25 protein-coding genes are annotated in these 22981 nt (G+C 73.1%); 10 read left to right on the plus strand and 15 right to left on the minus strand.

The window, feature by feature from the left end; all coding sequences use genetic code 11:
* Positions 1 to 6: 6 nt before the first annotated feature.
* On the plus strand, positions 7 to 807 hold the full coding sequence (locus tag HHX30_RS00920; protein ID WP_169978375.1) for an ABC transporter permease: 801 nt from the start codon (positions 7 to 9) through the stop codon (positions 805 to 807).
* A 7-nt stretch (positions 808 to 814) separates the two neighbouring features.
* Here the strand turns inward: HHX30_RS00920 and HHX30_RS00925 are convergent, their stop codons facing one another.
* The 3 genes from HHX30_RS00925 to HHX30_RS00935 all read right to left on the minus strand — a co-directional run bounded on the left by HHX30_RS00925 (position 815) and on the right by HHX30_RS00935 (position 5106).
* A complete protein-coding gene (locus tag HHX30_RS00925) occupies positions 815 to 1342 on the minus strand; it encodes a hypothetical protein (RefSeq protein WP_169978377.1) in 528 nt (175 codons plus the stop codon).
* Between the two features lie 82 nt (positions 1343 to 1424).
* Positions 1425 to 3233, minus strand: a complete 1809-nt coding sequence (locus HHX30_RS00930; protein ID WP_396703009.1) for an ABC transporter ATP-binding protein — start codon at positions 3231 to 3233, stop codon at positions 1425 to 1427.
* Between the two features lie 82 nt (positions 3234 to 3315).
* The gene (locus HHX30_RS00935; RefSeq protein WP_169979694.1) at positions 3316 to 5106 is read right to left on the minus strand and encodes an ABC transporter ATP-binding protein; all 1791 of its coding nucleotides are present in this window, start codon (positions 5104 to 5106) and stop codon (positions 3316 to 3318) included.
* A gap of 262 nt (positions 5107 to 5368) precedes the next feature.
* Here HHX30_RS00935 and HHX30_RS00940 point away from each other — a divergent pair, with 262 nt between their 5' ends.
* The 3 genes from HHX30_RS00940 to HHX30_RS00950 all read left to right on the plus strand — a co-directional run bounded on the left by HHX30_RS00940 (position 5369) and on the right by HHX30_RS00950 (position 6571).
* Positions 5369 to 6004: a TIGR03085 family metal-binding protein gene (locus HHX30_RS00940; protein WP_169978381.1), complete on the plus strand. Its 636-nt coding sequence runs from the start codon at positions 5369 to 5371 to the stop codon at positions 6002 to 6004.
* A gap of 101 nt (positions 6005 to 6105) precedes the next feature.
* The gene (locus HHX30_RS00945) at positions 6106 to 6270 is read left to right on the plus strand and encodes a hypothetical protein (RefSeq protein ID WP_169978383.1); all 165 of its coding nucleotides are present in this window, start codon (positions 6106 to 6108) and stop codon (positions 6268 to 6270) included.
* 139 nt (positions 6271 to 6409) lie between these two features.
* Entirely contained in the window at positions 6410 to 6571 is a 162-nt protein-coding gene (locus HHX30_RS00950) for a hypothetical protein (RefSeq protein ID WP_167530286.1), read from the plus strand.
* Positions 6572 to 6821: 250 nt separating this feature from the next.
* Here the strand turns inward: HHX30_RS00950 and HHX30_RS00955 are convergent, their stop codons facing one another.
* The gene (locus tag HHX30_RS00955) at positions 6822 to 7109 is read right to left on the minus strand and encodes a chorismate mutase (RefSeq protein WP_169978385.1); all 288 of its coding nucleotides are present in this window, start codon (positions 7107 to 7109) and stop codon (positions 6822 to 6824) included.
* A gap of 215 nt (positions 7110 to 7324) precedes the next feature.
* On the opposite strand from HHX30_RS00955, the gene HHX30_RS00960 reads away from it, so the two are divergent.
* Positions 7325 to 7555 carry a hypothetical protein gene (locus HHX30_RS00960; protein WP_169978387.1) on the plus strand — a complete coding sequence of 77 codons (231 nt, stop codon included), beginning with the start codon at positions 7325 to 7327 and terminating at the stop codon, positions 7553 to 7555.
* Positions 7556 to 7596: 41 nt separating this feature from the next.
* On the opposite strand, the gene hisF is transcribed toward HHX30_RS00960, so the two are convergent.
* From hisF to hisD, 9 genes are all read right to left on the minus strand, one after another.
* Complete coding sequence (gene hisF / locus HHX30_RS00965; RefSeq protein WP_169978390.1) at positions 7597 to 8367, minus strand: imidazole glycerol phosphate synthase subunit HisF; 771 nt, start codon at positions 8365 to 8367, stop codon at positions 7597 to 7599.
* Positions 8368 to 8370: 3 nt separating this feature from the next.
* Positions 8371 to 8790, minus strand: a complete 420-nt coding sequence (locus HHX30_RS00970) for a RidA family protein (RefSeq protein WP_211591421.1) — start codon at positions 8788 to 8790, stop codon at positions 8371 to 8373.
* Complete coding sequence (gene priA / locus HHX30_RS00975) at positions 8787 to 9512, minus strand: bifunctional 1-(5-phosphoribosyl)-5-((5-phosphoribosylamino)methylideneamino)imidazole-4-carboxamide isomerase/phosphoribosylanthranilate isomerase PriA (protein ID WP_169978392.1); 726 nt, start codon at positions 9510 to 9512, stop codon at positions 8787 to 8789. The genes HHX30_RS00970 and priA overlap by 4 nt, the downstream gene beginning before the upstream one ends.
* Positions 9513 to 9516: 4 nt before the next feature.
* Positions 9517 to 9888 (minus strand): hypothetical protein, encoded by a 372-nt coding sequence (locus HHX30_RS00980; RefSeq protein ID WP_169978394.1) that lies wholly within the window; start codon positions 9886 to 9888, stop codon positions 9517 to 9519.
* Positions 9889 to 9996: 108 nt separating this feature from the next.
* Positions 9997 to 10629 carry an imidazole glycerol phosphate synthase subunit HisH gene (hisH, locus tag HHX30_RS00985; RefSeq protein WP_169979698.1) on the minus strand — a complete coding sequence of 211 codons (633 nt, stop codon included), beginning with the start codon at positions 10627 to 10629 and terminating at the stop codon, positions 9997 to 9999.
* Positions 10626 to 10778: a hypothetical protein gene (locus HHX30_RS00990; protein ID WP_169978396.1), complete on the minus strand. Its 153-nt coding sequence runs from the start codon at positions 10776 to 10778 to the stop codon at positions 10626 to 10628. Before HHX30_RS00990 ends, hisH begins: the two co-directional genes overlap by 4 nt.
* Positions 10778 to 11383 (minus strand): imidazoleglycerol-phosphate dehydratase HisB, encoded by a 606-nt coding sequence (gene hisB, locus HHX30_RS00995; RefSeq protein ID WP_169978398.1) that lies wholly within the window; start codon positions 11381 to 11383, stop codon positions 10778 to 10780. The genes HHX30_RS00990 and hisB overlap by 1 nt, the downstream gene beginning before the upstream one ends.
* Positions 11380 to 12456, minus strand: a complete 1077-nt coding sequence (locus tag HHX30_RS01000) for a histidinol-phosphate transaminase (protein ID WP_169978400.1) — start codon at positions 12454 to 12456, stop codon at positions 11380 to 11382. Before HHX30_RS01000 ends, hisB begins: the two co-directional genes overlap by 4 nt.
* Complete coding sequence (hisD, locus tag HHX30_RS01005) at positions 12453 to 13760, minus strand: histidinol dehydrogenase (protein WP_169978402.1); 1308 nt, start codon at positions 13758 to 13760, stop codon at positions 12453 to 12455. The genes HHX30_RS01000 and hisD overlap by 4 nt, the downstream gene beginning before the upstream one ends.
* A gap of 202 nt (positions 13761 to 13962) precedes the next feature.
* On the opposite strand from hisD, the gene HHX30_RS01010 reads away from it, so the two are divergent.
* From HHX30_RS01010 to HHX30_RS01025, 4 genes are read left to right on the plus strand one after another with little or no spacing between them, the layout of a single operon-like run.
* Positions 13963 to 14727: a DeoR/GlpR family DNA-binding transcription regulator gene (locus tag HHX30_RS01010; protein WP_169978404.1), complete on the plus strand. Its 765-nt coding sequence runs from the start codon at positions 13963 to 13965 to the stop codon at positions 14725 to 14727.
* 43 nt (positions 14728 to 14770) lie between these two features.
* A complete protein-coding gene (locus HHX30_RS01015; RefSeq protein ID WP_169978406.1) occupies positions 14771 to 16219 on the plus strand; it encodes an FGGY family carbohydrate kinase in 1449 nt (482 codons plus the stop codon).
* Positions 16216 to 17661 (plus strand): NAD(P)/FAD-dependent oxidoreductase, encoded by a 1446-nt coding sequence (locus tag HHX30_RS01020; protein WP_311921943.1) that lies wholly within the window; start codon positions 16216 to 16218, stop codon positions 17659 to 17661. The genes HHX30_RS01015 and HHX30_RS01020 overlap by 4 nt, the downstream gene beginning before the upstream one ends.
* The gene (locus HHX30_RS01025; RefSeq protein WP_249349577.1) at positions 17661 to 19049 is read left to right on the plus strand and encodes an NAD(P)/FAD-dependent oxidoreductase; all 1389 of its coding nucleotides are present in this window, start codon (positions 17661 to 17663) and stop codon (positions 19047 to 19049) included. Before HHX30_RS01020 ends, HHX30_RS01025 begins: the two co-directional genes overlap by 1 nt.
* A 45-nt stretch (positions 19050 to 19094) precedes the next feature.
* Here HHX30_RS01025 and HHX30_RS01030 read toward each other — a convergent pair whose 3' ends face one another.
* Positions 19095 to 20510 carry an FGGY family carbohydrate kinase gene (locus HHX30_RS01030; protein WP_169978408.1) on the minus strand — a complete coding sequence of 472 codons (1416 nt, stop codon included), beginning with the start codon at positions 20508 to 20510 and terminating at the stop codon, positions 19095 to 19097.
* 266 nt (positions 20511 to 20776) lie between these two features.
* Positions 20777 to 22237 (minus strand): MDR family MFS transporter, encoded by a 1461-nt coding sequence (locus HHX30_RS01035; RefSeq protein WP_169978410.1) that lies wholly within the window; start codon positions 22235 to 22237, stop codon positions 20777 to 20779.
* 91 nt (positions 22238 to 22328) lie between these two features.
* Here HHX30_RS01035 and HHX30_RS01040 point away from each other — a divergent pair, with 91 nt between their 5' ends.
* Positions 22329 to 22964 carry a TetR/AcrR family transcriptional regulator gene (locus HHX30_RS01040; RefSeq protein ID WP_310741746.1) on the plus strand — a complete coding sequence of 212 codons (636 nt, stop codon included), beginning with the start codon at positions 22329 to 22331 and terminating at the stop codon, positions 22962 to 22964.
* The last annotated feature ends 17 nt before the right edge of the window (positions 22965 to 22981 follow it).

Here is a 22981-nt window from a genome sequence, read left to right on the forward strand (position 1 = left end):
GGCCCGGTGAACCTCTCCCGTACGTCCCGGACGCTGCTGCGGGCGGCGCTGGCGGCCGGCCTGGCGGTCGTCTACGTGCCGCTGGCCGTGGTGCTGCTCAACTCGTTCAACTCCGACAGGACCTTCTCCTGGCCGCCCGCAGGGTTCACCCTGCGCTGGTGGAGCGCCGCCTGGGGCTCCGCCGGCCTGCGCGACGCGCTGTGGACCTCGGTCCTGGCGGGTCTCGGCGCGACCGCGATCGCGCTCGTGCTCGGCACGATGGCCGCGTTCGCGGTGCAGCGCTACGCGTTCTTCGGCCGGGAGACCGTCTCACTGGTGATCGTGCTGCCCATCGCCCTGCCCGGCATCGTGACCGGCATCGCGCTGAGCAACACCTTCCACACGGTGCTCGGGCTTCCCCTCGGGCTGCTGACCGTGATCGTCGGCCACGCGACGTTCTGCGTCGTCACCGTCTACAACAACGTGCTGGCCCGGCTGCGCCGCATGGGCCTGAACCTGGAGGAGGCCTCGGCCGACCTCGGGGCGGACACGTTCACCACGTTCCGCCTGGTCACGTTCCCGATGATGCGCTCGGCGCTGCTCGCGGGCGGGCTGCTCGCCTTCGCGCTGTCGTTCGACGAGATCATCGTCACCACGTTCACCGCCGGGGCCGGCGTCCGCACACTGCCGATCTGGATCTTCGAGAACCTGTTCCGGCCCAACCAGGCGCCGGTGGTCAACGTGGTCGCCGCCGCGCTGATCCTGCTGTCGGTGATCCCGATCTGGCTCGCCCAGCGCCTGTCCGGCGGCGACCCGCAGACCCACTGAGCCCTGCTCAGCCCGCACGCCACAGGGCGGCGTGGGAGACGTCGGAGGCGTTCTTCTTCAGGATCACCGAGCCCACCGTGTAGACCTGGCTCGTGCCGGGCCGCCGGGCCAGGGAGGCGACCTCCGCCGTGTGCCCGGCCGGCGCGGGCACACGGTGGCGGATCCAGCGCCCGCCGGACAGATGCCAGAGCAGATCGCGGCGACCGAGCACCCACAGGCCGCCCCTGCCGTCGGGCTCCGCCTGGTGGAACGTGGTGGTCCTCCAGGCGGGACGCGGGAAGCTCGATCCCAGCGGGCCCCAGTGGCAGGTCCACGACTTCCCGTTCCAGTGCAGAGCCACCGGGCGGCCCCGTTCCCGGGGTTCGCCCTCCTCGTCGTACTCGTGCTCCATCAGCCACGAGACCCCGCCCACGAGCCACACGTCATCGGGACCGATCACGGCGACATCCCGCAGTACGCCGCGCGACACGTCGTGGTCCGGTTTCTCGAGGTCGGGCACCCCGATCAGGCGCCAGCCGGCCTGCTCCCAGCGCATCGCCGCAGGCTGCCGGCCGTACCGTCGCACGCACGATCGGCGGGAGGCGCGTCGTCCGGTCCGCCGTCGGCGGCGCGGGGCGTCAGCGTGTGGTGGTGGCGGTGGTCCAGGAGGCGTAGAGGTCGGCGTACACGCCGGGCTGCTCGACGAGGACGGCGTGCGGCCCGCGCTGCACGATCCGGCCGTGCTCGAACACCAGGACCTCGTCGGCCGCCTGGGCGGTGGACAGGCGATGGGCGATCGAGACCGCCGTACGGCCCCGGGTGACGCCGTCGAGAGCGCGGGCGAGCCGCACCTCGGTGGCGGGGTCCACGGCGGAGGTGGCCTCGTCGAGCAGCAGCAGGTCGGGGTCGGCGAGGTAGGCCCGGGCGAGGGCGACGAGCTGCCGCTCCCCGGCCGACAGCGACTCGCCCCGCTGGCCCACGGGGGTGTCCAGGCCGGCGGGCAGGCCGTCGAGCCAGTCCGCCAGGCCGAGCTCGGTCAGCGCCCGGGCGATCTCCTCCCGGGTCGCCGAGGGCCGTCCGAAGCGGATGTTGTCCTCCAGCGTCGAGTCGAACAGGAACCCGTCCTGCGGGACCATCACGATCCGCTCCCTGAGCGAGGAGAAGCTCACGGTGCGCAGGTCGGCACCGTCCACGAGGATCCGGCCGGAGGTCGGGTCCATGAGCCGGGTGAGCAGCTTGGCGAAGGTCGTCTTGCCCGAGCCGGTCTCCCCCACCACCGCGATCCGCGTGCGCGGCGGGATGTCCACGGACACGTCGTGCAGCACGGGCGGTCCGCCCGGGTAGGCGAAGCCCACGCCGTCGAAGCGGACCGAGATCGGGCCGCGCGGCAGCGTCGCGCCGTTCACCGGGTCGGCCACGTCGGCCGGGGTGTCGAGCACGCCGAGGATGCGCCGCCACCCGGCGATCGCGTTCTGCGCCTCGTTCAGCACCTCGGTCGCGGTCTGCAGGGGGCTGATGAACAGCGTGATCAGGAACAGGAAAGCGATGAGCCGCCCCGCCGTGATCGAGTCGGCGACGCCCAGCCAGACCCCGGCCACGACCACCAGCGCCACCGAGATCGAGGCGACCAGCTCGGTGGTCGGGAACGTGAACCCGACGATCTTCTGGGCCCGGGTCTGCGCCGCGCGCATGCCGTCCACCGCCGTGTCGATCCGCTCGGCCGTGCGGTCCTCCGAGCCGTACGCCCGGATCACCGCGCTGCCGACCACCGACTCGCTGACGGCGGCGAGCACGTCGCCGGCGCGCTCGCGCACCCGGGTGTACGCCCTGGCCACCAGGCGCTGGAACCGGGGCAGGGCCAGCACCAGCGGCAGGAAGCAGGCCCACACGAGCAGCGTGAGCTGCCAGGAGTAGACGGCCATGAGCACGGTCGCCACCACCAGCTGGCCGGCGGACACGATGACCATCAGCCCGCCCCACTGCATGAACGTGCTGATCTGGTCGACGTCGCCGGTCACCCGGGAGACCAGGCCGCCGCGCCGCTCGGTGTTCTGCGTCAGCACCGACAGGTCGTGCACGTGGCGGAAGCCCTTGCCGCGCAGGGCCGCCAGGCCCGACTCGGTGGAGCGGTAGAGCCGGACGTTCATCAGGTAGCCGCAGAGCGCGGTCAGCACCACCGCGAGCGCGCACAGCACGACCGCGTTCCGGATGAACGGCAGGTCGGGCCCGCCCGACCCCAGGCCCCGGTCGATCACCTGCTGCACGGCGATCGGCACGACGACCTTGCCCAGCGTGGCCAGCACGGCCAGGACGAGCGTCCCGGCGAGCCCGCGGCGGAACTCCGGCGACAGCCGCAGGCCCTGCCTGAGCGTCTCCAGCGCGCCCCGGTCGGCCGACCGCAGGGACGAGGCCTGTCCCGTGGCCGTGTCGCTCACCGTGTCGCTCACCGTGTCACTCGCTGGGTCACTCGCTGGGTCGGTCACGGCGGTCACCGCGTCACACTCCTCGTCAAAGGCTTCGGGCCGTACGTCATGCGACGACCTCCTCGTCGGTGTCGTCGCGGATGTCGAGCTCGGCCCGCTCGGCCTCCTCGCGCTCGTAGGCGGTGACGAGGTCGCGGTAGCCCGCGCAGCGAGCCAGCAGCTCCTCGTGCGTGCCGTGGTCGGCGACCACGCCCTGCTCCAGGTACACGACCTCGTCGGCCAGCGCGATCGTCGCCATCCGGTAGGCGACCACGATCACGGTGGCCTCGGCCGCGCCGTCGCGCAGGCCGTACAGGATGCGCTTCTCCACCTGCGGGTCGACGCTGGAGGTGGCGTCGTCGAGGATGAGCAGCCGGGGCTCGCGCACGACCGCGCGGGCCAGCGCCAGGCGCTGCCGCTGCCCGCCCGACAGCGTCGCGCCGCGCTCGCCGATCCTGGTGTCCAGGCCGGACGGCAGCGCGCTGACGAAGCCGTCGGCCTGCGCGAGCCGCAGCGCGGCCCAGATCCGCTCGTCCGGCACCGCCGCACCGAGCGCGAGGTTGCCGCGCACGGTGTCGTCGAACAGGAACGTCTGCTGCGGGACGAACGCCACCGAGTCGCTGACCCCGCCCCTGGCCACCGTGCGCAGGTCGACGCCGTCGACGCGGACGACGCCCTCGTCGGGGTCGATCAGGCGCGCCAGCAGCTGGGTGAGCGTCGACTTGCCCGCTCCGGTCGGTCCGACGACCGCGATCGTGTGGCCCGGCGCGACCGAGAAGGTCACGTCTGTCAGCACCGGGCTCCCCGGCACGTACGCGTAGCCGACGCCCTCCGCCTCGACCCGGGCCGGGCCCGAGGCGTCCAGGCGGGCGGTGCCGTACTCCATGGAGCCGGAGGCGTCGAGGACGTCCCTGACCCGCGTCCAGCCGACGACGCTGCGCGGCAGCTCGGCCAGCACCCAGCCGAGCGCCCGGATCGGGAAGGCGAGGAGGGTGAACAGGTAGGCGACCTGGATCAGGTCGCCGGCCGCCACGCCGCCCGACTCCAGCCGCAGCGACCCGACGAGCAGCACGGCCAGCACGCCCAGCGTGGGCAGCGCCTCCAGCATGGGGTCGAACAGCCCGCGGACCCGGCCGACGGCGACGTTGGCGTCCCGCAGCGCGTCGGCCTTCGCCTGGAACCGCGCGGTCTCGGCGTCCTCGCGGCCGAGGGTCTTGACGACGAGCGCGCCGTCGAAGCTCTCGTGCGCGACCTCGCTCACCTCGGCCCGCAGTTGCTGCGCCCGCATCGCCAGCGGTGAGAGCCTGCGCTGGTAGACCAGGTTGAGCACGGCCACGGCCGGGAAGATCAGGAAGCCGACGACGGCGAGCACCGGGTCGACCAGCACGATCGCCGCGGCGGCCGTCACGAGCATGACGACAACGCCCACCGCCATGGGCAGCGGCGCGAGCGGCCCCCAGGCCGCCTCGACGTCGGAGTTGGCGTTGGACAGCAGCTGCCCGGTCGGGTGACGGTGGTGCCAGGCGAGGGGCAGCCGCAGGTACTGCCGGGTGACCGCGCGGCGGGAGTGGGCCTGCATCCGGTACTGGTGGATGCCGGCCATGATGCGCCGGCCCATGATCCCCGCCGCCTTGAACACCGCCACACCCACGATCAGCAGGGCCGCGGTGACCAGCGCGCCGCTGCTCGCCGCGCCGTCCCGGAACGCGGGCAGCACGGCGTTGTCGGTCGCCCAGCCGAGCGCCCAGGACGAGGCGACGGTCATCGCGCCGTACAGGGCGCTGGCGAGGACCGCGCCGGTGAAGATCCTCGGCTCGGTTCTGATCGCCACACCGATGACCTTGAGACCCTGGAGCATCACTGAGCTGCGGGGCCGCGCGGGAGACTCCTTCGTCGGCACGCGGTGCGTTCCTTCCGATCGGGGACCAGCCGGGCCGCTCCCTGCGAGCGCCCCGGAGGGGGACGTTACCCACTCGGGGACGCCGCCGGATCGGTCACCGGACCGACGCCGCCCGAGCCCTTGGTCCTAGATACTCCCTATCATCCTGATCAAGCCGTTTATTCCTCGGACGTGCCCGGCCTCCGATCCGGGTGGCGTGACCGGCGCATAGGCTGATCACGTGACACACGCCCAGACGGAGCGCGCGACGCTCTGCGACCTGCTCGACCGCCTCGGTCCGGGGGCGCCCACGCTGTGCGAGGGATGGACGACCGAGGACCTCGCGGCCCACCTCGTCCTGCGCGAGCGCCGGCTCGACGCCGTGCCCGGCATCGCGCTGCCGCTCCTGGCCGGGCACACCGCCGCCGTGCAGGAGCGCCTCAAGCGGCGTCACCCCTACTCCGAACTGGTCGGGCTCGTCCGGCACGGGCCGCCGCGCTGGACGCCGTACGGCCTGGTCCCCCGTCTGGACGAGATCGTCAACACCGTCGAGCTGTTCGTCCACCACGAGGACGTGCGCCGGGCGCAGAGCGGATGGGAGCCCCGCGTCGTCCCGAGGGACCTGCAGGAGGCGCTCTGGCACCGGCTGCGCGGCGCCGCCCGGCTCTTCCTGCGCAAGGCCCCGGTGGGGGTCGTGCTCCGCCGTCCCGACGGGGCGAAGGCGGCCGGGCGCATGGCCGAGCCGGCCGTGGTGGTCACCGGCGAGCCGTCGGAGCTGGTGCTGTTCGCCTTCGGCCGGCAGGCGCACGCCCGGGTGACGTACGACGGGGACGCCGCGGCGGTCGCCCGGCTGCGCGAGGCCCGATTGGGGCCATGAGACCGGAGTTTCTGGACTTGTCCGGAATTCTCCACGTAAACGCCGCGTAATGGGGCAGCATGAGACGAGCCACGATGTGTGGGAGCGTTTGGGAGCCCCGGATGAACCTCAAGAAGGTCCTGACCTACCTGGCCATCGCGTTCGTGATCTTTTATTTGTTCACACAGCCCGCGAACGCCGCCGACGCGGTCAGGAACCTGTTCGGAGGCATCACCACGGGGGCCGAACGCCTGTCCGCGTTCTTCACCTCGCTCGTCTCGGGCTGATCGGTCAGATCCCCGGCGAGGCCGTACGCGCCCGCGTCTCACCATGAGGGCGGAACGGCCTCATGTCCTCGCGGCTAGTTATGATCAAAACTGCCGCCGGGTACAAACGACCGGGATACCGACTGCAGGAGGCCCCCCGATGAAGGCGAAGAAGGTTCTTACGTACGCGGCCATCGCGTTCGTGGTCTTCTACCTCTACAGCCAGCCGCAAGCGGCGGCAGGCGCCGTGCGAGGCGTGTTCGACACGGTCAACACCGGAGCCAGCCGGCTGGCGACCTTCTTCACCTCGGTCCTGAGTTGAGGTCGCGGACTCCCCGCTCCCGCTCTCCATCCCGGCGGCTCCGACGATAACCACTTCGAGTGACCGGAGCCGCGAGGCTCTCCGCGTACAAGGGCCGGCAGGGCATCCGCCTTGCTCCGCCGGCCTCTCCTTCCGCATCCCCTCCGCGCACCCACCTGCCCCCGAATCCCGTTTCCACACCCGCCTGTCGCGCACGGGCCCGGCTGACAACCCCGGACGACAGACCCGGGCGACGGGAGCGCCGGGCGACCTACCCGGCCCGCCGGTGCTCGCTGAGCTCGTACTCGACGAACGCCCCGATCATCGCCCGCCAGACGGCCTCGGCGACCTCCGGGGACAGCCCCTCGCGCTCCGCCCTCTCCCGCGCCGCCGTCACGACGCGCTCCACCCGGTCGGGAGCCCGTACGGACTGCTCGTCCGTCTTGAACGCCGCCGCCGCGCGGACGAGCTTCTGCCGTTCGGCCAGCAGCGTCGTCAGACGGGCGTCGATCTCGTCGATCCGGCGGCGGACCTCGTCGAGCGAGGTGGGGTCGGACATGCGTTCCCTCCGATGGTCAGCGATGATCACTGGCAACCTTAGGCCACACCGGCCAGACATAGCCGATAAAAGACCACACAATCGCTCATGCCGGTTTTCGCCCACTATCGCCCTATTTGGGGTGATTGGTATGGACGGTTCCCTCACCACCGGCTGACCATTGAGGAGGCGGGCTCCGGAGCGCCGCAGGATCCCTCTACGGACAGGAGACAGCTATGCGTGCCAAGCGTTTCCCGAGCCTGCTGGGCCTGGCGTTCCTCGCGGCCGTCGGTCTCGCGGCGGCCCAGCCGACCCACGAGGCGTCCGCCGCCGCGACCTGCTGGGGCGACGGCGGGTGCGGCCAGGGCGGATCCTTCCAGGGACAGTGGCAGTACCAGTCCATGGCGTCCTCCTCGCTCGGCACCGGTCCGGACGCCTACCCGACGGCGATCGTCGACATCGACTGAGGACCCGCGACCGGGGGCCGGGACCCGGCCCCCGGTGACGTTCAGCGGACCGGGTGACCGGCCGCGCGCAGCGTGTCCTTGACCTCGTGGATCTTGAGCTGGCCGAAGTGGAAGACCGAGGCGGCCAGCACGGCGTCCGCTCCGGCGTCCACCGCGGGCGGGAAGTCCTCCAGCCGCCCGGCGCCGCCGGAGGCGATCAGCGGGACGCTCACCGCCGCCCGTACGGCCCGCAGCATCTCCAGGTCGAACCCCGACTTGGTGCCGTCGCCGTCCATCGAGTTGAGCAGGATCTCGCCGACGCCGAGCTCCTCCCCCCGCCTGGCCCACTCCACCGCGTCGATGCCGGTCCTGCGGCGTCCGCCGTGGGTGGTCACCTCGAAGCCGGAGGGCGTGGGCGGCCCGTCGACCACCCGGCGCGCGTCCACCGACAGCACGACGCACTGCGACCCGAACCTGCGCGAGGCCTCGGTCAGCAGTTCCGGCCTGGCGATGGCGGCGGTGTTGACGCCCACCTTGTCGGCCCCCGCGCGCAGCAGCCGGTCCACGTCGTCGACCGAACGCACTCCCCCGCCGACGGTCAGCGGGATGAACACCTGCTCGGCCGTGCGGCGCACCACGTCGAGCATGGTCTCGCGCTCGCCCGAGGACGCGGTGATGTCGAGGAAGGTCAGCTCGTCGGCCCCCTCGGCGTCGTAGCGCGCGGCCAGCTCGACGGGGTCGCCGGCGTCCCTCAGGTTCTCGAAGTTGACCCCCTTGACGACCCGGCCCGCGTCCACGTCCAGGCAGGGGATCACCCGCACCGCCACCGTCATCGCTCAGCCCTCATCGTTGCCGCGCTCCACCGGCCGGTAGGCCTCGACCTCGACCTCGACCAGCATGCGCGCGTCGACCAGCCCGGCGACCTGCACGCTCGTGCAGGCGGGCCGTACGTCGCCGAAGATCTCGCCGTGGGCCTTGCCCGCCGCGTCGAAGTCGTCGGCGTTCACCACGTACATGCGGGTGCGCACCACGTCGGCCCGGGTGGTGCCGGCCTTCTCGACGGCGTCCAGCGCGATGGAGAAGGCGGTGAGCGTCTGCTGGTAGGCGTCGCCCACGTGCTGGACCTCGCCGCCCACGGTGGCGGTGCAGCCGGACACGAGCACGTGCGGCCCGGCCACGACCGCCCGGGCGTAGCCGTAACGGTCCTCCCAGGGACCGCCGGATGAGATCCGCCCTTCGGGCATCTGTGTGCTCATGCGCTCTTCACCGCCGCGAGCGCCTCTTCCAGCGTGAACGCCTGGGCGTACAGCGCCTTGCCCACGATGGCGCCCTCGACGCCGTCCGGCACGAGCGTCGCGATCGCCCGCAGGTCGTCGAGCGAGGACACCCCGCCGCTGGCGATGACCGGGCGGTCGGTACGCGCGCACACCTGGCGCAGCAGGTCGAGGTTGGGGCCGCGCAGGGTGCCGTCCTTGGTGACGTCGGTGACGACGTAGCGGGGGCAGCCCTCGGACTCCAGCCGGTCGAGCACCTCCCACAGGTCGCCGCCCTCCTGGGTCCAGCCGCGGGCGGCCAGCGTGGTGCCGCGCACGTCCAGCCCCACGGCGATGCGGTCGCCGTGCTCGGCGATCGCCTTGGCGCACCACTCGGGGTTCTCCAGCGCGGCGGTGCCGATGTTCACGCGGCGGCAGCCGGTGCTCAGCGCGGCCTCGAGCGAGGCGTCGTCGCGGATCCCGCCGGACAGCTCCACGTTCACGTCGAGCGCGCCGACGACGGAGGCGAGCAGCTCGCGGTTGCTCCCCCGGCCGAACGCCGCGTCGAGGTCGACCAGGTGGATCCACTCCGCGCCGGCCTTCTGCCAGGCGAGGGCGGCGGCGAGCGGATCCCCGTACGAGGTCTCCGTCCCCGCCTCGCCCTGCACGAGGCGGACGGCTTGGCCGTCGGCGACGTCGACGGCTGGGAGCAATACGAGCGACATTTGGTCAGGACCTCCGGTCGAAAACGATGGTGACGAGCACCGGGAGCAGCAGGATCGAGCCGAGGAAGACGCCCAGCCGGGCCATCCACGAGTCGAGCAGGATCCAGGCGAGCACCTGGACGAGGAACCACAGCACGACGACGACGCCGTTCTCCGTGCGGCGGCGACGGGCGAGGTAGCCCCGCTGCCGGGCCACCCGCACCGGTCTGGCCGGCCGGGGCAGCACCGCGGACACGGCTCCGGCGACGGGTCCGACGAGCCGGTCGCGCACCTCGCGCCGCCTGGCGGCTTTCGCCTCGCGAGCGGCGCGGGCCGCCGCGAGGCGTTCGCGCTCGGCTTCGCGCTCCGCCCTCCGGCGGGCCCGTTCCTTGCTCATCGGGCCTCCCGCTCGGGTCCGGTCACGGCCTGGCCGGCCGTACGCGCCGCAGCCCCGCCGTTCCCCAGTGTCGCACCGCTGCCTCGAGATTTCGCGTGCCGGACACGCTCACAACGTGCTCAGCCAGTTGTTCAGCAGCACGGCCCCCGCGTCCCCGGACTTCTCCGGGTGGAACTGGGTGGCCATGAGGGGACCGTTCTCGGCGGCGGCCACGAACGGCACTCCGTGCTCGGCCCAGGTGACCAGCGGCTCGGGGAAGCCGTCGCCGGCCTTCAGCACCCAGTCGCGCACGCCGTAGGAGTGGACGAAGTAGAAGCGCACGCCCTCGTCCAGGCCGCGGAACAGCACGCTGCCCTCGGGGACGGTGACGGTGTTCCACCCCATGTGGGGCAGCACGGGCGCGTCGAGCCGCTCGACCGTGCCCGGCCACTCGCCGCAGCCCTCCGTGTGGACGCCGTGCTCGACGCCCTTCTCGAACAGGATCTGCATGCCGACGCAGATCCCGAGCACCGGGCGCCCGCCGGACAGGCGGCGGCCGACGATCTGGTCGCCGCGCACGGCCTTCAGGCCCTCCATGCACGCCGCGAACGCCCCGACGCCGGGGACGACGAGCCCGTCCGCGTCGAGGGCCGCGTCGAAGTCGGCGGTGACGGTGACGTCCGCCCCCACCCGGGCCAGCGCCCGCTCGGCCGAGCGGAGGTTGCCCGAGCCGTAGTCGAGCACGACCACGCGCTTGCTCACTGCCACCACATCACCCCCGCGGTGAGCGCCAGGGCCGCGCCGACGCCGGTGAGCGCCGCCAGCAGCTTCGAGCCCTGCCGTATGCCCGAGATGACCCCGCCGATCAGGAAGAGGCCGATGAAGATCATTCCTCCGGACGCGAAGGTCATCAGAGGACGCCCTTGGTGCTGGGCACCCCGGTCGCCCGCGGGTCCCGCTCCGACGCCTCGCGCAGCGCCCGCGCGAGCGCCTTGAACTGCGCCTCCACGATGTGGTGCGCGTTGCGCCCGTACGGCACGTGCACGTGGAGGCAGACCGCCGCCTGCGCGACGAACGACTCCAGGATGTGCCGGGTCATGGTGGTGTCGTAGTCGGGCCCGATCATCGGGGCCATGCCCTCGGGCTCGGTGTGGACGAGGTACGGCCGGCCGGACAGGTCCACCGTGACCTGCGCGAGCGCCTCGTCCAGCGGGCAGGAGGCGCTGCCGAACCGCCGGATGCCCGACTTGTCGCCCAGGGCCTCGCGGAACGCCGCGCCGAGCGCGATCGAGGTGTCCTCGATCGTGTGGTGGGCGTCGATGTGCAGGTCGCCCTCGGTCTTCACGGTCAGGTCGAACAGTCCGTGCTTGCCGAGCTGGGCGAGCATGTGGTCGTAGAAGCCGACGCCGGTCGACACGTCGACGATCCCGGTGCCGTCGAGGCCCACCTCGACCAGCACCGACGTCTCCTTCGTCGTGCGCTCGATACGGCCGCGGCGCTCGTCGATCTCGGTCATGCGAGGACCCCCTCCAGCGCGGCGCGGAACGCCGCCATCTCTTCCGGCGTGCCGATCGACACGCGCAGCCAGCCCGCGGGGCCGGTCTCCCGGATCAGCACCCCGCGATCGAGCAGTCCCTCCCACACGGACCGCCGATCCGCAAACGTACCGAACAGCACGAAGTTGGCGTCGGAGTCGGCGACCGTGAGGCCGCGCTCCCGCAGCCAGTCCACGGTGGCGTCCCGCTCGGCGCGCAGCGCGTCCACCGTGCCGAGCAGCTCCTCGCGGTGCGCCAGCGCCACCCGCGCCGCCGCCTGGGTCAGCGTGGACAGGTGGTAGGGCAGGCGGACCAGCAGCAGGGCGTCGACCACCGCCGGGTCGGCGGCGAGGTAGCCGAGCCGGGTGCCGGCCATCGCGAACGCCTTGGACATGGTCCGCGTCACGATCAGCCGGGGGTTGCCCGGCAGCAGGGTCAGCGCCGACGGCGTGCCGGTGCGGGCGAACTCGGCGTACGCCTCGTCGACCACGACCATGCCGGGCGCGGCGGCGAGGATCCGCTCGATCACCTCCAGCGGCAGGGCCGTGCCGGTCGGGTTGTTCGGCGAGGTCAGGAACACCACGTCGGGCCGGTGCTCCTCGATCATCCGCACGGCGGCGTCCGGGTCGATCGCGAAGTCCTCCTCGCGCAGGCCCTCGATCCACCGGGTGTTCGTGCCGCCCGCGATGATCGGGTGCATCGAGTACGACGGCTCGAACCCGATCGCCGAGCGTCCGGGGCCGCCGAACGCCTGGAGGATCTGCTGGATGACCTCGTTGGAGCCGTTGGCCGCCCACATCTGGCGGGCCGTCAGCCCGTGGCCGAGGTAGTCGGCGAGATCCTTGCGCAGCTCGACGGCGTCCCTGTCGGGGTAGCGGTTGAGCGTCGCCGCGCCCTGCCGCACGGCACGGGCGAGGTCGTCGATCAACGCCGCCGACGGGGGGTAGGGGTTCTCGTTGGTGTTGAGCTGGACCGGCACGTCGAGCTGCGGCGCGCCGTACGGCTGCTTGCCCCGCAGGTCGTCGCGGATCGGCAGGTCGTCGAGAGTCGTCATGCGGGCACTTCCCAGTCGAAGCGGGCGCGGATCGCGGCGCCGTGGGCGGGCAGGTCCTCCGCGTCGGCGAGCGCGCACACGTGCGCCGCGGCCCCGGCCAGCGCCTCGCGGCTGTAGTCCACCACGTGGATGCCGCGCAGGAACGTCTGCACCGACAGCCCCGAGGAGTGGCAGGCGCAGCCGCCGGTCGGCAGCACGTGGTTGGAGCCCGCCATGTAGTCGCCGAGCGACACCGGCGCGTACGGGCCGATGAAGATCGCGCCGGCGTTGCGCACGCGGGCGGCGACCGCGTGCGCGTCGGCCGTCTGGATCTCCAGGTGCTCGGCGGCGTAGGCGTCGACGACCTTCAGGCCGTCCTCAAGGTCCGAGACGAGCACGATGCCGGACTGGCGGCCGGCGAGCGCCTCGGTGATGCGCGCGGAGTGCCGCGTCGCGGCCACCTGGCCGGGCAGTTCCTTCTCCACCGCGTCGGCCAGCTCGGGGCTGGTGGTGACCAGGACGGCCGCCGCGATCACGTCGTGCTCGGCCTGGCTGATCAGGTCGGCGGCCACGTGCGCGGGGTCGGCGGTCTCGTCCGCGAGGATCGCGATCTCGGTCGGACCCGCCTCCGAGTCGATCCCGATGCGGCCCTTGAGCAGGCGCTTGGCCGCGGCCACCCAGATGTTGCCCGGACCGGTCACCATGGTGGCCGGGCGGCACTCCTCGGTGCCGTAGGCGAACATCGCCACGGCCTGGGCCCCTCCCACGGCGTACACCTCGTCGACGCCGAGCAGCGCGCAGGCGGCGAGGATCGTGGGGTGCGGCAGGCCGCCGAACTCCTTCTGCGCGGGTGAGGTGACGGCCAGCGAGGGCACGCCCGCCTCCTGCGCGGGGACCACGTTCATGACCACGCTGGAGGGGTAGACGGCCCGGCCTCCGGGGACGTACAGCCCCACGCGGTCGACCGGCACCCAGCGCTCGGTGACCGTGCCGCCCGGCACGACCTGCGTGGTGGTGTCGGTGCGCCGCTGATCGTGGTGGACCAGGCGGGTGCGGCGGATCGACTCCTCCAGCGCCGCGCGCACGACCGGGTCCAGCCCCTCGAGGGCGCGCGCGAGGGCCTCGGCGGGCACCCGGGCCGACTCGATCTCGACGCCGTCGAACCTCGCGGTCAGCTCCCGTACGGCTGCCGCGCCACGATGGCGTACGTCCTCACATATGGGCCGCACCTTCTCCAGGGCGGCCTCGACGTCGAGTTCGGCGCGGGGCAGCACGTCGCGCAGGTCGGCAGGAAGGGACCCGCGCAGGTCGATACGGGAAATCACCGTCCCAGTCTACGGATGACCAGGGACGGATCCGCGTGTGTCCAGCATGCGGGACGGGTGTTTCACCGGCGGGCGCACCCTCCCGGAGCTGCGACGTCGTCGTCCACGCCCGATTCAGGGCGCGGACCTTGACGGGTTTCCGGGCACCGATCCACACTCTCGGGCGAGAACAGTCACATTCGGTCGGTCGAAGGCGGGTCTCGTGCTGCCGGCACAGCGTCACCAGCGGATCATCGAAGCCCTCGGGCGGAAGGGCACCGTGCGCACCGAGGATCTGGCCGCGCTGCTCGGCGTCTCCCACGAGACCGTCCGGCGCGACCTGGCGATCCTGGAGCGCCGCGCGCTGCTCGTCCGCGTCCACGGCGGGGCGACCGCGGCGCCGTCCGGCACCGGCGAGGAGCTGTCCTACCTGGAGCGCTCGACGAGCCAGTCCGAGGCGAAAGCCGTGATCGGCGAGCTCGCGGCGCGGCTCCTGCGGCCGGGCCAGACCGTGATCATCGACGTGGGCACCACGGCCGTCCACGTCGCCAGGGCCCTCCCCCCGTTCTTCCGGGGAGTGGTCGCCACCTGCTCGCTGCTGGTGGCGGCAGAGCTGGCGGGCCGTCCCGGCGTGGAGGTGCTGGTGGCGGGCGGGCGCGTCCGGCAGGGCGACCTCGCCGTCTCCAACGCCCACACGCTCGGGTTCTTCCAGGACCTGCGCGCCGACGTGGCGTTCCTCGGCTCGGGCGGCGTGGACGCCGAGGCCGGGCTCACCGACTACTTCCTGGACGAGGTCGCGACCAAGCGGGTGATCCTCGCCGGCACCGCCCGGACGTACGTGCTCGCCGACAGCTCGAAGCACGGCAGGGTCGCCGCCTACCGGGTGTGCGCCCTGGACGGCCCGTCCGGTCTCATCACCGACGCGGAGCCCTCTCCCGAGCTCGCGTCCGCCCTGGTCAGGGCGGGTGCCCAGGTGATCAACCCATAGGGTGGCCGTCGCGACTCCCCCAGCTCCAGCGAGGAGACCATCCATGTCCCACCCCTCCACGCCGTCCGTGCTGGCGATCGACCAGGGCACCTCGGGCACCAAGGCGGTCGTGGTGGACGGCGACGGCGCGGCCCTCGCGCTGGCCGAGGCACCCGTCCACCCCGCGTACCTGCCGGGCGGGCGGGTGGAGCAGGACCCCCGCGAGCTGCTCGCCTCGGTGCTGGCCGCCGGGCGGGAGGCCGTCGAGGCGGCGGGCGTGCCGGTCGGCGCGGTCACGCTGGCCAACCAGGGCGAGACCGTGCTGGCCTGGGACCCGGCGACCGGCGAGCCGCTGACCACGGCCCTGGTGTGGCAGGACCGGCGGGCCGAGGACGTCTGCACCGGTCTCGCCGGGTACGCCGAGAGGGTCGCCGAGCTGACCGGCCTCGTCCTCGACCCGTACTTCTCGGCGCCGAAGATGGCCTGGATCCGCCGCAACCTCACCCGCGAGGGGGTGGTGACGACCAGCGACACCTGGCTCGTCCACCGTCTGACCGGGGAGTTCGTCACCGACGCGGCGACCGCGAGCAGGTCGGCGCTGCTCGACCTCGACGCGGTCGAGTGGAGCGGGGAGCTGCTCGGCCTGTTCGGCCTGGACGGCGAGCGGCTGCCCGCGATCGTCGCCTGTGACGAGGTGGCCGGGACGACCCGGGCCTTCGGCGGGGAGATCCCGGTCGGCGGCCTGGTCGTCGACCAGCAGGCCGCGCTGCTGGCCGAAGGCTGCCTGACCGCGGGCGAGGCCAAGTGCACGTACGGCACCGGGGCGTTCCTGCTCGCCAACACCGGCGAGCGGGCCGTGCGCTCGGCCTCCGGCCTGACCACGTCGGTGGCCTGGCGGGCCAGGGGGGCCACACCGTACTGCGTGGACGGGCAGGTCTACACGGCGGCCTCGGCGGTGCGGTGGCTGAACGGCCTCGGCCTCGTCGGCGCCGCCTCCGACCTGGACACGCTGGCCGCGCCGGACGCCGAGGGCGCCCTGTTCGTCCCCGGGCTGGCCGGGCTGGCCGCCCCCTGGTGGCGGCCGGACGCGACCGGCGCGTTCCTCGGCATGACGCTGTCCACCCGGCCCGGGCACCTGATCCGCGCCGTGCTGGAGGGCATCGCGGCTCAGGTGGCCGACCTGGCCGCGGTCGTCGCGGCCGATCTCGGCCGCCCGCTGACCCGCCTGCGGGTGGACGGCGGGCTCACCGGGTCGGCCGCGCTCATGCAGGCCCAGGCGGACCTGCTGCAGGCGCCGGTCGACGTCTACCCGTCGCCGCACGCGACCGCCCTCGGCGCCGCCGCGCTGGCCCGCCTCGCCGTGACCCCCTCGCTCACCGTGGCGGACGCCGTGCCCGTGTGGGCCCCGGCGACGACGTACGAGCCGCGCTGGCCGGCGGACCGGGCGGAGGAGTTCATGGCGCGCTGGCGGCGGGGCGTCCGCGCCGCGATCGAGACGGGGAGGGGCGCGTGAGCCGAGGAGTCAGCAGGTCCGGGCCGCTGCCGGAGAGGACGGTCGACGTGGCGGTCGTCGGCGGCGGCGTCGTGGGCGCCGCCGTGGCCCGCGAGCTGGCAGGACGGCAAGTAACAGGGTGTGAACGCGACGGCCGGTCCTTGACGGTGGCGCTGGTCGAGGCGCGCTCGGACGTCGGCGACGGCACCAGCAAGGCCAACACGGCGATCCTGCACACCGGCTTCGACGCGACGCCGGGCACGCTCGAGTCGCGGCTGGTGCGGCGGGGATACGAGCTGCTCGGCGGGTACGCCGAGCGCGCCGGCATCCCGGTCGAGCCGACGGGCGCGGTGCTGGTCGCGTGGACCGCCGAGGAGCTCGCCGCGCTGGCCGGGCTGGCGGACAAGGCGGTGAAGAACGGCTACCGGGAGTGCGAGGTCGTGGGCGCGGCCGAGGTCCACCGGCTGGTCCCGGCCCTCGGCCCGGGCGCGCTCGGCGGGCTGACCGTGCCCGGCGAGTCGATCGTGTGCCCGTGGACCACCACGCTCGCGTACGCCACGGAGGCGCTGGCCCGGGGCGCCGACGTGCTGCTGAACACGCGGGTCGAGGGCGTCGAGCACGACGGCGGCGAGGAGACCGTGCTCATGACGAACCGGGGCCCGCTGCGGGCCCGCTGGGTCGTCAACGCCGCGGGGCTGGGGTCCGGCGCTGTCGACCGCATGTTCGGCCACGAGCGGTTCACGGTCACCCCGCGCCGGGGCGAGCTGCTGGTCTTCGACAAGATGGCCAGGCCGCTGGCGAACCGCATCGTGCTTCCCGTGCCCGGCTCACGTGGCAAGGGCGTGCTGATCAGCCCGACCATCTACGGCAACGTGATGCTCGGCCCGACGGCGGAGGACCTGCGCGACCACGCCGACACCTCCACCTCTGAGGAGGGGTTCGCGTTCCTCGTCGACAGGGGCCTCGCGCTCATGCCGGCGCTGCTGAAGGAGGAGGTCACGGCCTCCTACGCCGGGCTGCGGGCGGCCACCGAGCACGGCGACTACCAGGTCCACCTGGACGCCACGCAGCGGTACCTCGTGCTCGGCGGCATCCGGTCGACCGGGCTGACCTCGTCCATGGCGCTCGCCGAGCACGCCACCGGGCTGCTGGCCGAGGCGGGCCTCGTCACCTCCGTACGCGACGATCTGCCCGATCCGCCCCGGATGCCCAATATCGGAGAGGCGTTCCCCCGGCCGTACATGCGCGACGACCTCATCCGCCGGGACCCGGCGTACGGGACCGTCGTCTGCTTCTGTGAGCGAGTCACCGCCGGTGAGATCAGGGACGCCCTGGACTCCCCGCTCCCCCCGGCCGACCTCGACGGCCTGCGCCGCCGCACCCGGGCCACGATGGGCCGCTGCCAGGGCTTCTACTGCGGAGCCGAGATCGCCGAGCGCCTCGCCCGCGTGGAGGGATCGTGATGCGCCTCACCACCGACGTCGCCGTCGTGGGCGGCGGCCCTTCCGGGCTGACCGCCGCCGCCGGTCTCGCGGCCGCCGGCCTGCGGGTCCTGGTGCTCGACCGGGAACGCGAGGCCGGCGGCATCCCCCGGCACAGCGACCACACGGGGTACGGCCTGCGGGACCTGCGCACGCTGATGACCGGCCCGGCGTACGCCCGCCTGCTGGCCAACCGCGCGCTGGAGGCGGGAGCAGTGGTGCGGACCTCGGCCATGGTCACCGGGTGGGCCGGGCAGCGCGTCCTGGACGTCACCACCCCGGAGGGCCGCCTGCGGGTGGACGCCCGCGCCATCGTCCTGGCGACCGGCGCCAGGGAGCGTCCCCGTACGGCCCGCATGGTGCCGGGTGACCGCCCGCCCGGTGTGCTGACGACCGGGCAGCTGCAGAACGTGGTCCATCTGCATCGCGGCAGGGTCGGCACGCGGGCCGTCGTCGTCGGAGCCGAGCCGGTGAGCTGGTCGGCCGTGCTCACGCTGCGCGAGGCGGGCTGCCGTACGGTGCTGATGACCAGCGAGCACGCCCGCGCCGAGTCGTACGCGGCGTTCAGCGTGCCGGGCCGGGCCGTGCTGCGCGTACCGGTCGCCACCGCCACCAGGGTCGTGCGGATCAACGGCCGCGACGCCGTCGAGTCCGTGGAGGTCGAGGATCTGCGCACGGGCGAGCGCCGTACGGTGCCCTGCGACACGGTGGTGTTCACGGGCGGCTGGGTTCCGGACAACGAGCTGGCCCGGGCGGCCGGGCTGGCGATGGACCCGGGCAGCAGAAGCCCGTTGGTGGACAACACCCTGACCACCAGCCGCCTCGGGGTCTTCGCCGTCGGCAACCTGGTCCACCCGGTGGACACCGCCGACGTGGCGGCCCTCGACGGCCGTCACGTTGTGCGGCACGTCCAGGCCTACCTCGCCGCGCCCTCCCCCGCCGCCTCCCGCACCATGAACCAGTCCGCCGCGAGAGATCTCCCTGACGCGGCACGTCCCTCCGGCAGCGGAACGGGTCCCGGAACGAGCACGGGCGGTGCTCACGGCGATGACGAGCCTGGAGACGCCGCAGGCGACGAGACGGGCGGCACGTTCGCGGGTGCGATCCCGCTGCGGGCCGAGGCGCCGTTCCGATGGGTCTTCCCCGGCCTGATCCGGCCGGGCGCGGGCGCGCCGCCGCGTCACCGGATCGTGCTGTGGCCGGCCGAGCACCGCTCGATCGCCCGGGTCGTCGTGACTCAGGACGGCCGCGAGATCGCCCGCCGCACGTTGCCGTGGCCGGTCTCCCCCGGCCGGGTCTTCCGTGTGCCCTCGTCGATGCTGTCCGGAGCCGACCCACGCGGCGGCGCGATCACCATCTCGCTGGCGTGACCGCGGGCCCCGCTGCCGGTGATTCCGGCACCGGTGCCGCCGCCGTCAGCCGGCGCGGTCGAGGACGTTCGCGCGGGCCACGGCGTACCGTTCGCGGATCGCCGGCACGGCGTCCGCCTCGTGCATCTCAACCTGCCCGACCGTCCACGACGGCGGCCGCTGCCCGCCCGACAACACCCAGGCCGCCTGGCGGGCGGCGCCGTCGGCGACGTACTCCCCCAGTGGTGGGACGAGCACGGGGCGGCCGAAGACAGTAGGCGCGATCCGGCGCACCGCCTCCGAGCGGGCGCCACCGCCGACGAGGATGACCCGGTTGACCGTCGTGCCCTGCGCGATCATTGCGTCCAGCCCGTCGGCGAGTGCGCACAGCATGCCCTCGACCGCCGCGCGAGCCAGGTGCGCGGGGGTCGAGGTCCGCAGGGCCAGGCCGTGCACGGCTCCGGTGGCGTGCGGGCGGTTCGGTGTGCGCTCGCCCTCCAGGTAGGGCACCAGGGTCAGCCCGTCGGCGCCCGGCGGGGCGGACAGCGCCAGCGCCGACAGCTCTGCGTGGTCCACCCGCAGCATGGTCGCGGCCGCGTCGAGCACCCGGGCGGCATTGAGCGTGCACACCAGCGGCAGGAACCGGCCGGTCGTGTCGGCGAACCCGGCCACGATCCCGCTCGGGTCTGCGGTCGGCACGTTGGAAACGGTGGACACTACGCCGGAGGTGCCGATCGACACGATCACGTCGCCCGGCTCGGCACCGACACCCAGCGCCGCTGCGGCGCAGTCGCCGGCACCGGGGCCCAGCGGCGCGCCGGTGCGCAGGTGCCCGGCCTGACAAGTCGGCCCGAGCACCTGCGGCAGCAGCACATCGTCGCGACCGAACGCCAACCGGAGCAGGTCCAGGCGGTACTCACCGGTCGCGGCCGACCAGTATCCAGTCCCACTGGCCTCGCTGCGGTCGGTGCGCAACGCATCGAGCCCCGGTGCGCCGGACAGTCGCCAGGTCAGCCAGTCGTGCGGCAGACACACCGCGGCTGTGCGGGCGGCGTTGTCCGGCTCCACCGAGGCCAGCCAGCGCAGCTTGGTGACGGTGAAGCTGGCCACCGGCACCAGGCCGACCGCCTCCGCCCATGCTCGCTGTCCCGCCTCGCCGCCGCCGAGGTCCGAGATCAGGTCGGCGGCGGCGCCGGCCGAGCGGGTGTCGTTCCACAGCACGGCGTCCCGGATCACCGCGCCGCCGGCGTCCAGGCACACCATGCCCTGCTGCTGCCCGGCGATCGAGGCGGCCGCCACGTCGTCCAGTCCGCCGGCCTGTGCGACCGCGTCGGACAGTGCGGCCTCCCAAGCGGCCGGCGGCACGGCGGTGCCGACGGGGTGTGGTGCGCGACCTTCGCGCACCAGCTTCCCGGTCTCGGCGTCGCGGATGACGACTTTGCACGACTGGGTCGACGAGTCGACCCCGGCGACGAGAGGCACCGGTCCTCCGGGGGTTGTCGGGTGCAGGCAAGTGGCCGCGGTCGGTCAGCGGGGGGGCGCGGGCCAGATGCCTACGGGCGAGCCGGCCGACCGTGTCCGGGGTCGAAGCTCTGGAATGCTTAGGCCTATTTGTTGAGCGACTAAATTATTTCGGCTGCGCTGGGCGTGTTGTCAAGACATGACGCGATCATGACGCGGCCCGGCGCGAGTCGATGTGGCGTAGGTCGATGCCTTGTAGGCGGCCGTCATGCCCATCACTGCCGTCCTCAGACCTCCGCCACTCGGCTGCTCGCGGCCTCGTCGTCGCGCACCGGCTCTGCGGCCGGTCGGCGGTTCGCCGGCTTGCCCGCCGGCAGAGCGATGGCGGGGACGACCGCGGCGACGGCGATGCCGGCCGCCCACCAGAACGCGCCCTGGAATGCGCCGGTGGCGCCGTGGCCGAGGAGCGCCTGCAGGACGACGGCCACGATCGCGGTGCCGAACGAGGCGCCCACCTGCTGGACGATGCGGGTGTTCATGGTGGCGTGCGGGATGCCTGCCGGTTGGATGTCCCGGTAGGCGAGGGACATCGGAGGGATCAGCACCGCCCCGATCCCCAGACCGCGAACCAACAGCACGGCTCCCAGCCACGGCAGGCTCGTGTCCGGCCCGGCGAGCGCGAACGGGACGGTGGCGACGGCGGCGAGCAGGAAGCCGGCGATCGTCACGGCTCGCGCCCCGAACCGGTCGACCACCTTGCCGATCAGGAAGCGCGAGGCGAGCGCGCCCACGCCCTGCGGGATCATCAGCAGCCCGGCGCCCAGCACGCTGTCGCCCCGCAGCTGCTGGTAGTACAGCGGCAGCAGGAACATGCCGGCGTACATCGCCGCGCCGGCGGTGAACAGGACCGCGGACGCACTGCCAAGCGAGCGCACGCGCAGCAGCCGCACGTCGACGATCGGCTCGCGCTCGCCAGGCCGGGACGCCCAGGCGATGAACGCGCCCAGCAGGACGACCCCGGCCGACAGCGGCACCAGCACCCCGGCGTGGCCGATCCCGCCATGCTCCGACAGCTTTGAGAGGCCGAGCAGGATCCCCGTCAGCGCCGGCGCGAGCAGCACCAGGCCGATCCAGTCCAGGCGCCCGCACCCGGCTGAGGAGCCGGGACGGTCGGCAGGCAGGAACCGCCACGCCAGCAGCAGCCCGGCGGCGATCACCGGCACGTTGACGAGGAACAGCCAGCGCCAGCTCAGCCAGTTGAGTATCACGCCGCCGATCACCGGGCCGAGGATCGGACCAAGCGCGATCGGCAGGCTGACGGCCGCCATCAGCCGGCTGCTGACACGCCCGCCCGCGGCTCTCACCGCGAGCGTCTGCATCAACGGGAAGATCAGCCCGGCACCGAAGCCCTGCAGCGCCCGGAACCCGATCAGGCCGGCGTCGTCCCACGCCACCGCGCACAGCACCGAGGCGAGCACGAACAGCACCAGCGCGGCCATCCAGGCCCGCTTGCCGCCCCAGCGGCGCTCCGCCCACCCGGTGACCGGGATCGCGACGGCCATCGCCAGCAGGAAACCGGTGGTGACCCACTGGATCGTGTCGGCGGTCGAGTGCAGCTTCACCGCCAGCGTGTGGATCGCCAGCGTGACCATCGTCGAGTCGAGGATCGCCGCGATCCCGCCCACGATCAGCGCGATCAACGCGTTCTTCACCTGCGGCGACAGCCTCGCCTCGGTGGTCTCTGTCATCGCCCCGCCCTCACATTAAGAGTGGAATCCATCTCTTAGGAGAGTAGGGCGGCTTTGCTAGGGAATGCAAACCTTCCTTATGATGGGAGTCGTGACCACAGCCGGCGCCGAGCCCTCTCGCCAACGCCGACGCGGGCCCGAACTCGAGGCCGCGTTGCTGGACGCAGCCTGGGACGAGCTGGTCGAGGTCGGCTTCGCGAAGCTGACCATGGAGTCCGTCGCGTCCCGTGCCGGCACCGGCATCGCCGTGCTCTACCGCCGCTGGGCCAACAAGGACCAGCTCGTGCTCGCCGCGCTGGAGCACTATCGGAACAGCCATCCGGTCGACCTCCCCGACACCGGCACGCTGCGCGGCGACCTCCTCGCCGCGCTGACCGCCATGGGCGAGGCCCGCGCCGCCTTCTCCGCCATCGCCGCGGCCACCGCCTTCTCGGGGCTACTGGCCGGCACCGGGCTCACCCCCGCCCAGGCACGCGACAGGATCATCGGCGACCAGCGGCTTCCGCGCGTTCGGGCCATCTACCAGCGTGCCCATGACCGTGGCGAAATCGACCTGGAACGAATCCCTCCCGCGGTGCTCGCCATGCCGTTCGACCTGGTGCGCCACGACCTGCTCATGGACCTCAAACCCCTGAAGCCGCCCCGCATCCGATCGATCGTCGACGAGCTATTCCTCCCCCTCGTTCGCAGCCACCACAACGGGCCGGATCAGGCGGGAGCCGTCTGACCTGACCATGCCCCGGC

Origin of the sequence: Microbispora sp. H10836 (assembly GCF_012999525.1) — a bacterium.
Taxonomy (GTDB): domain Bacteria; phylum Actinomycetota; class Actinomycetes; order Streptosporangiales; family Streptosporangiaceae; genus Microbispora.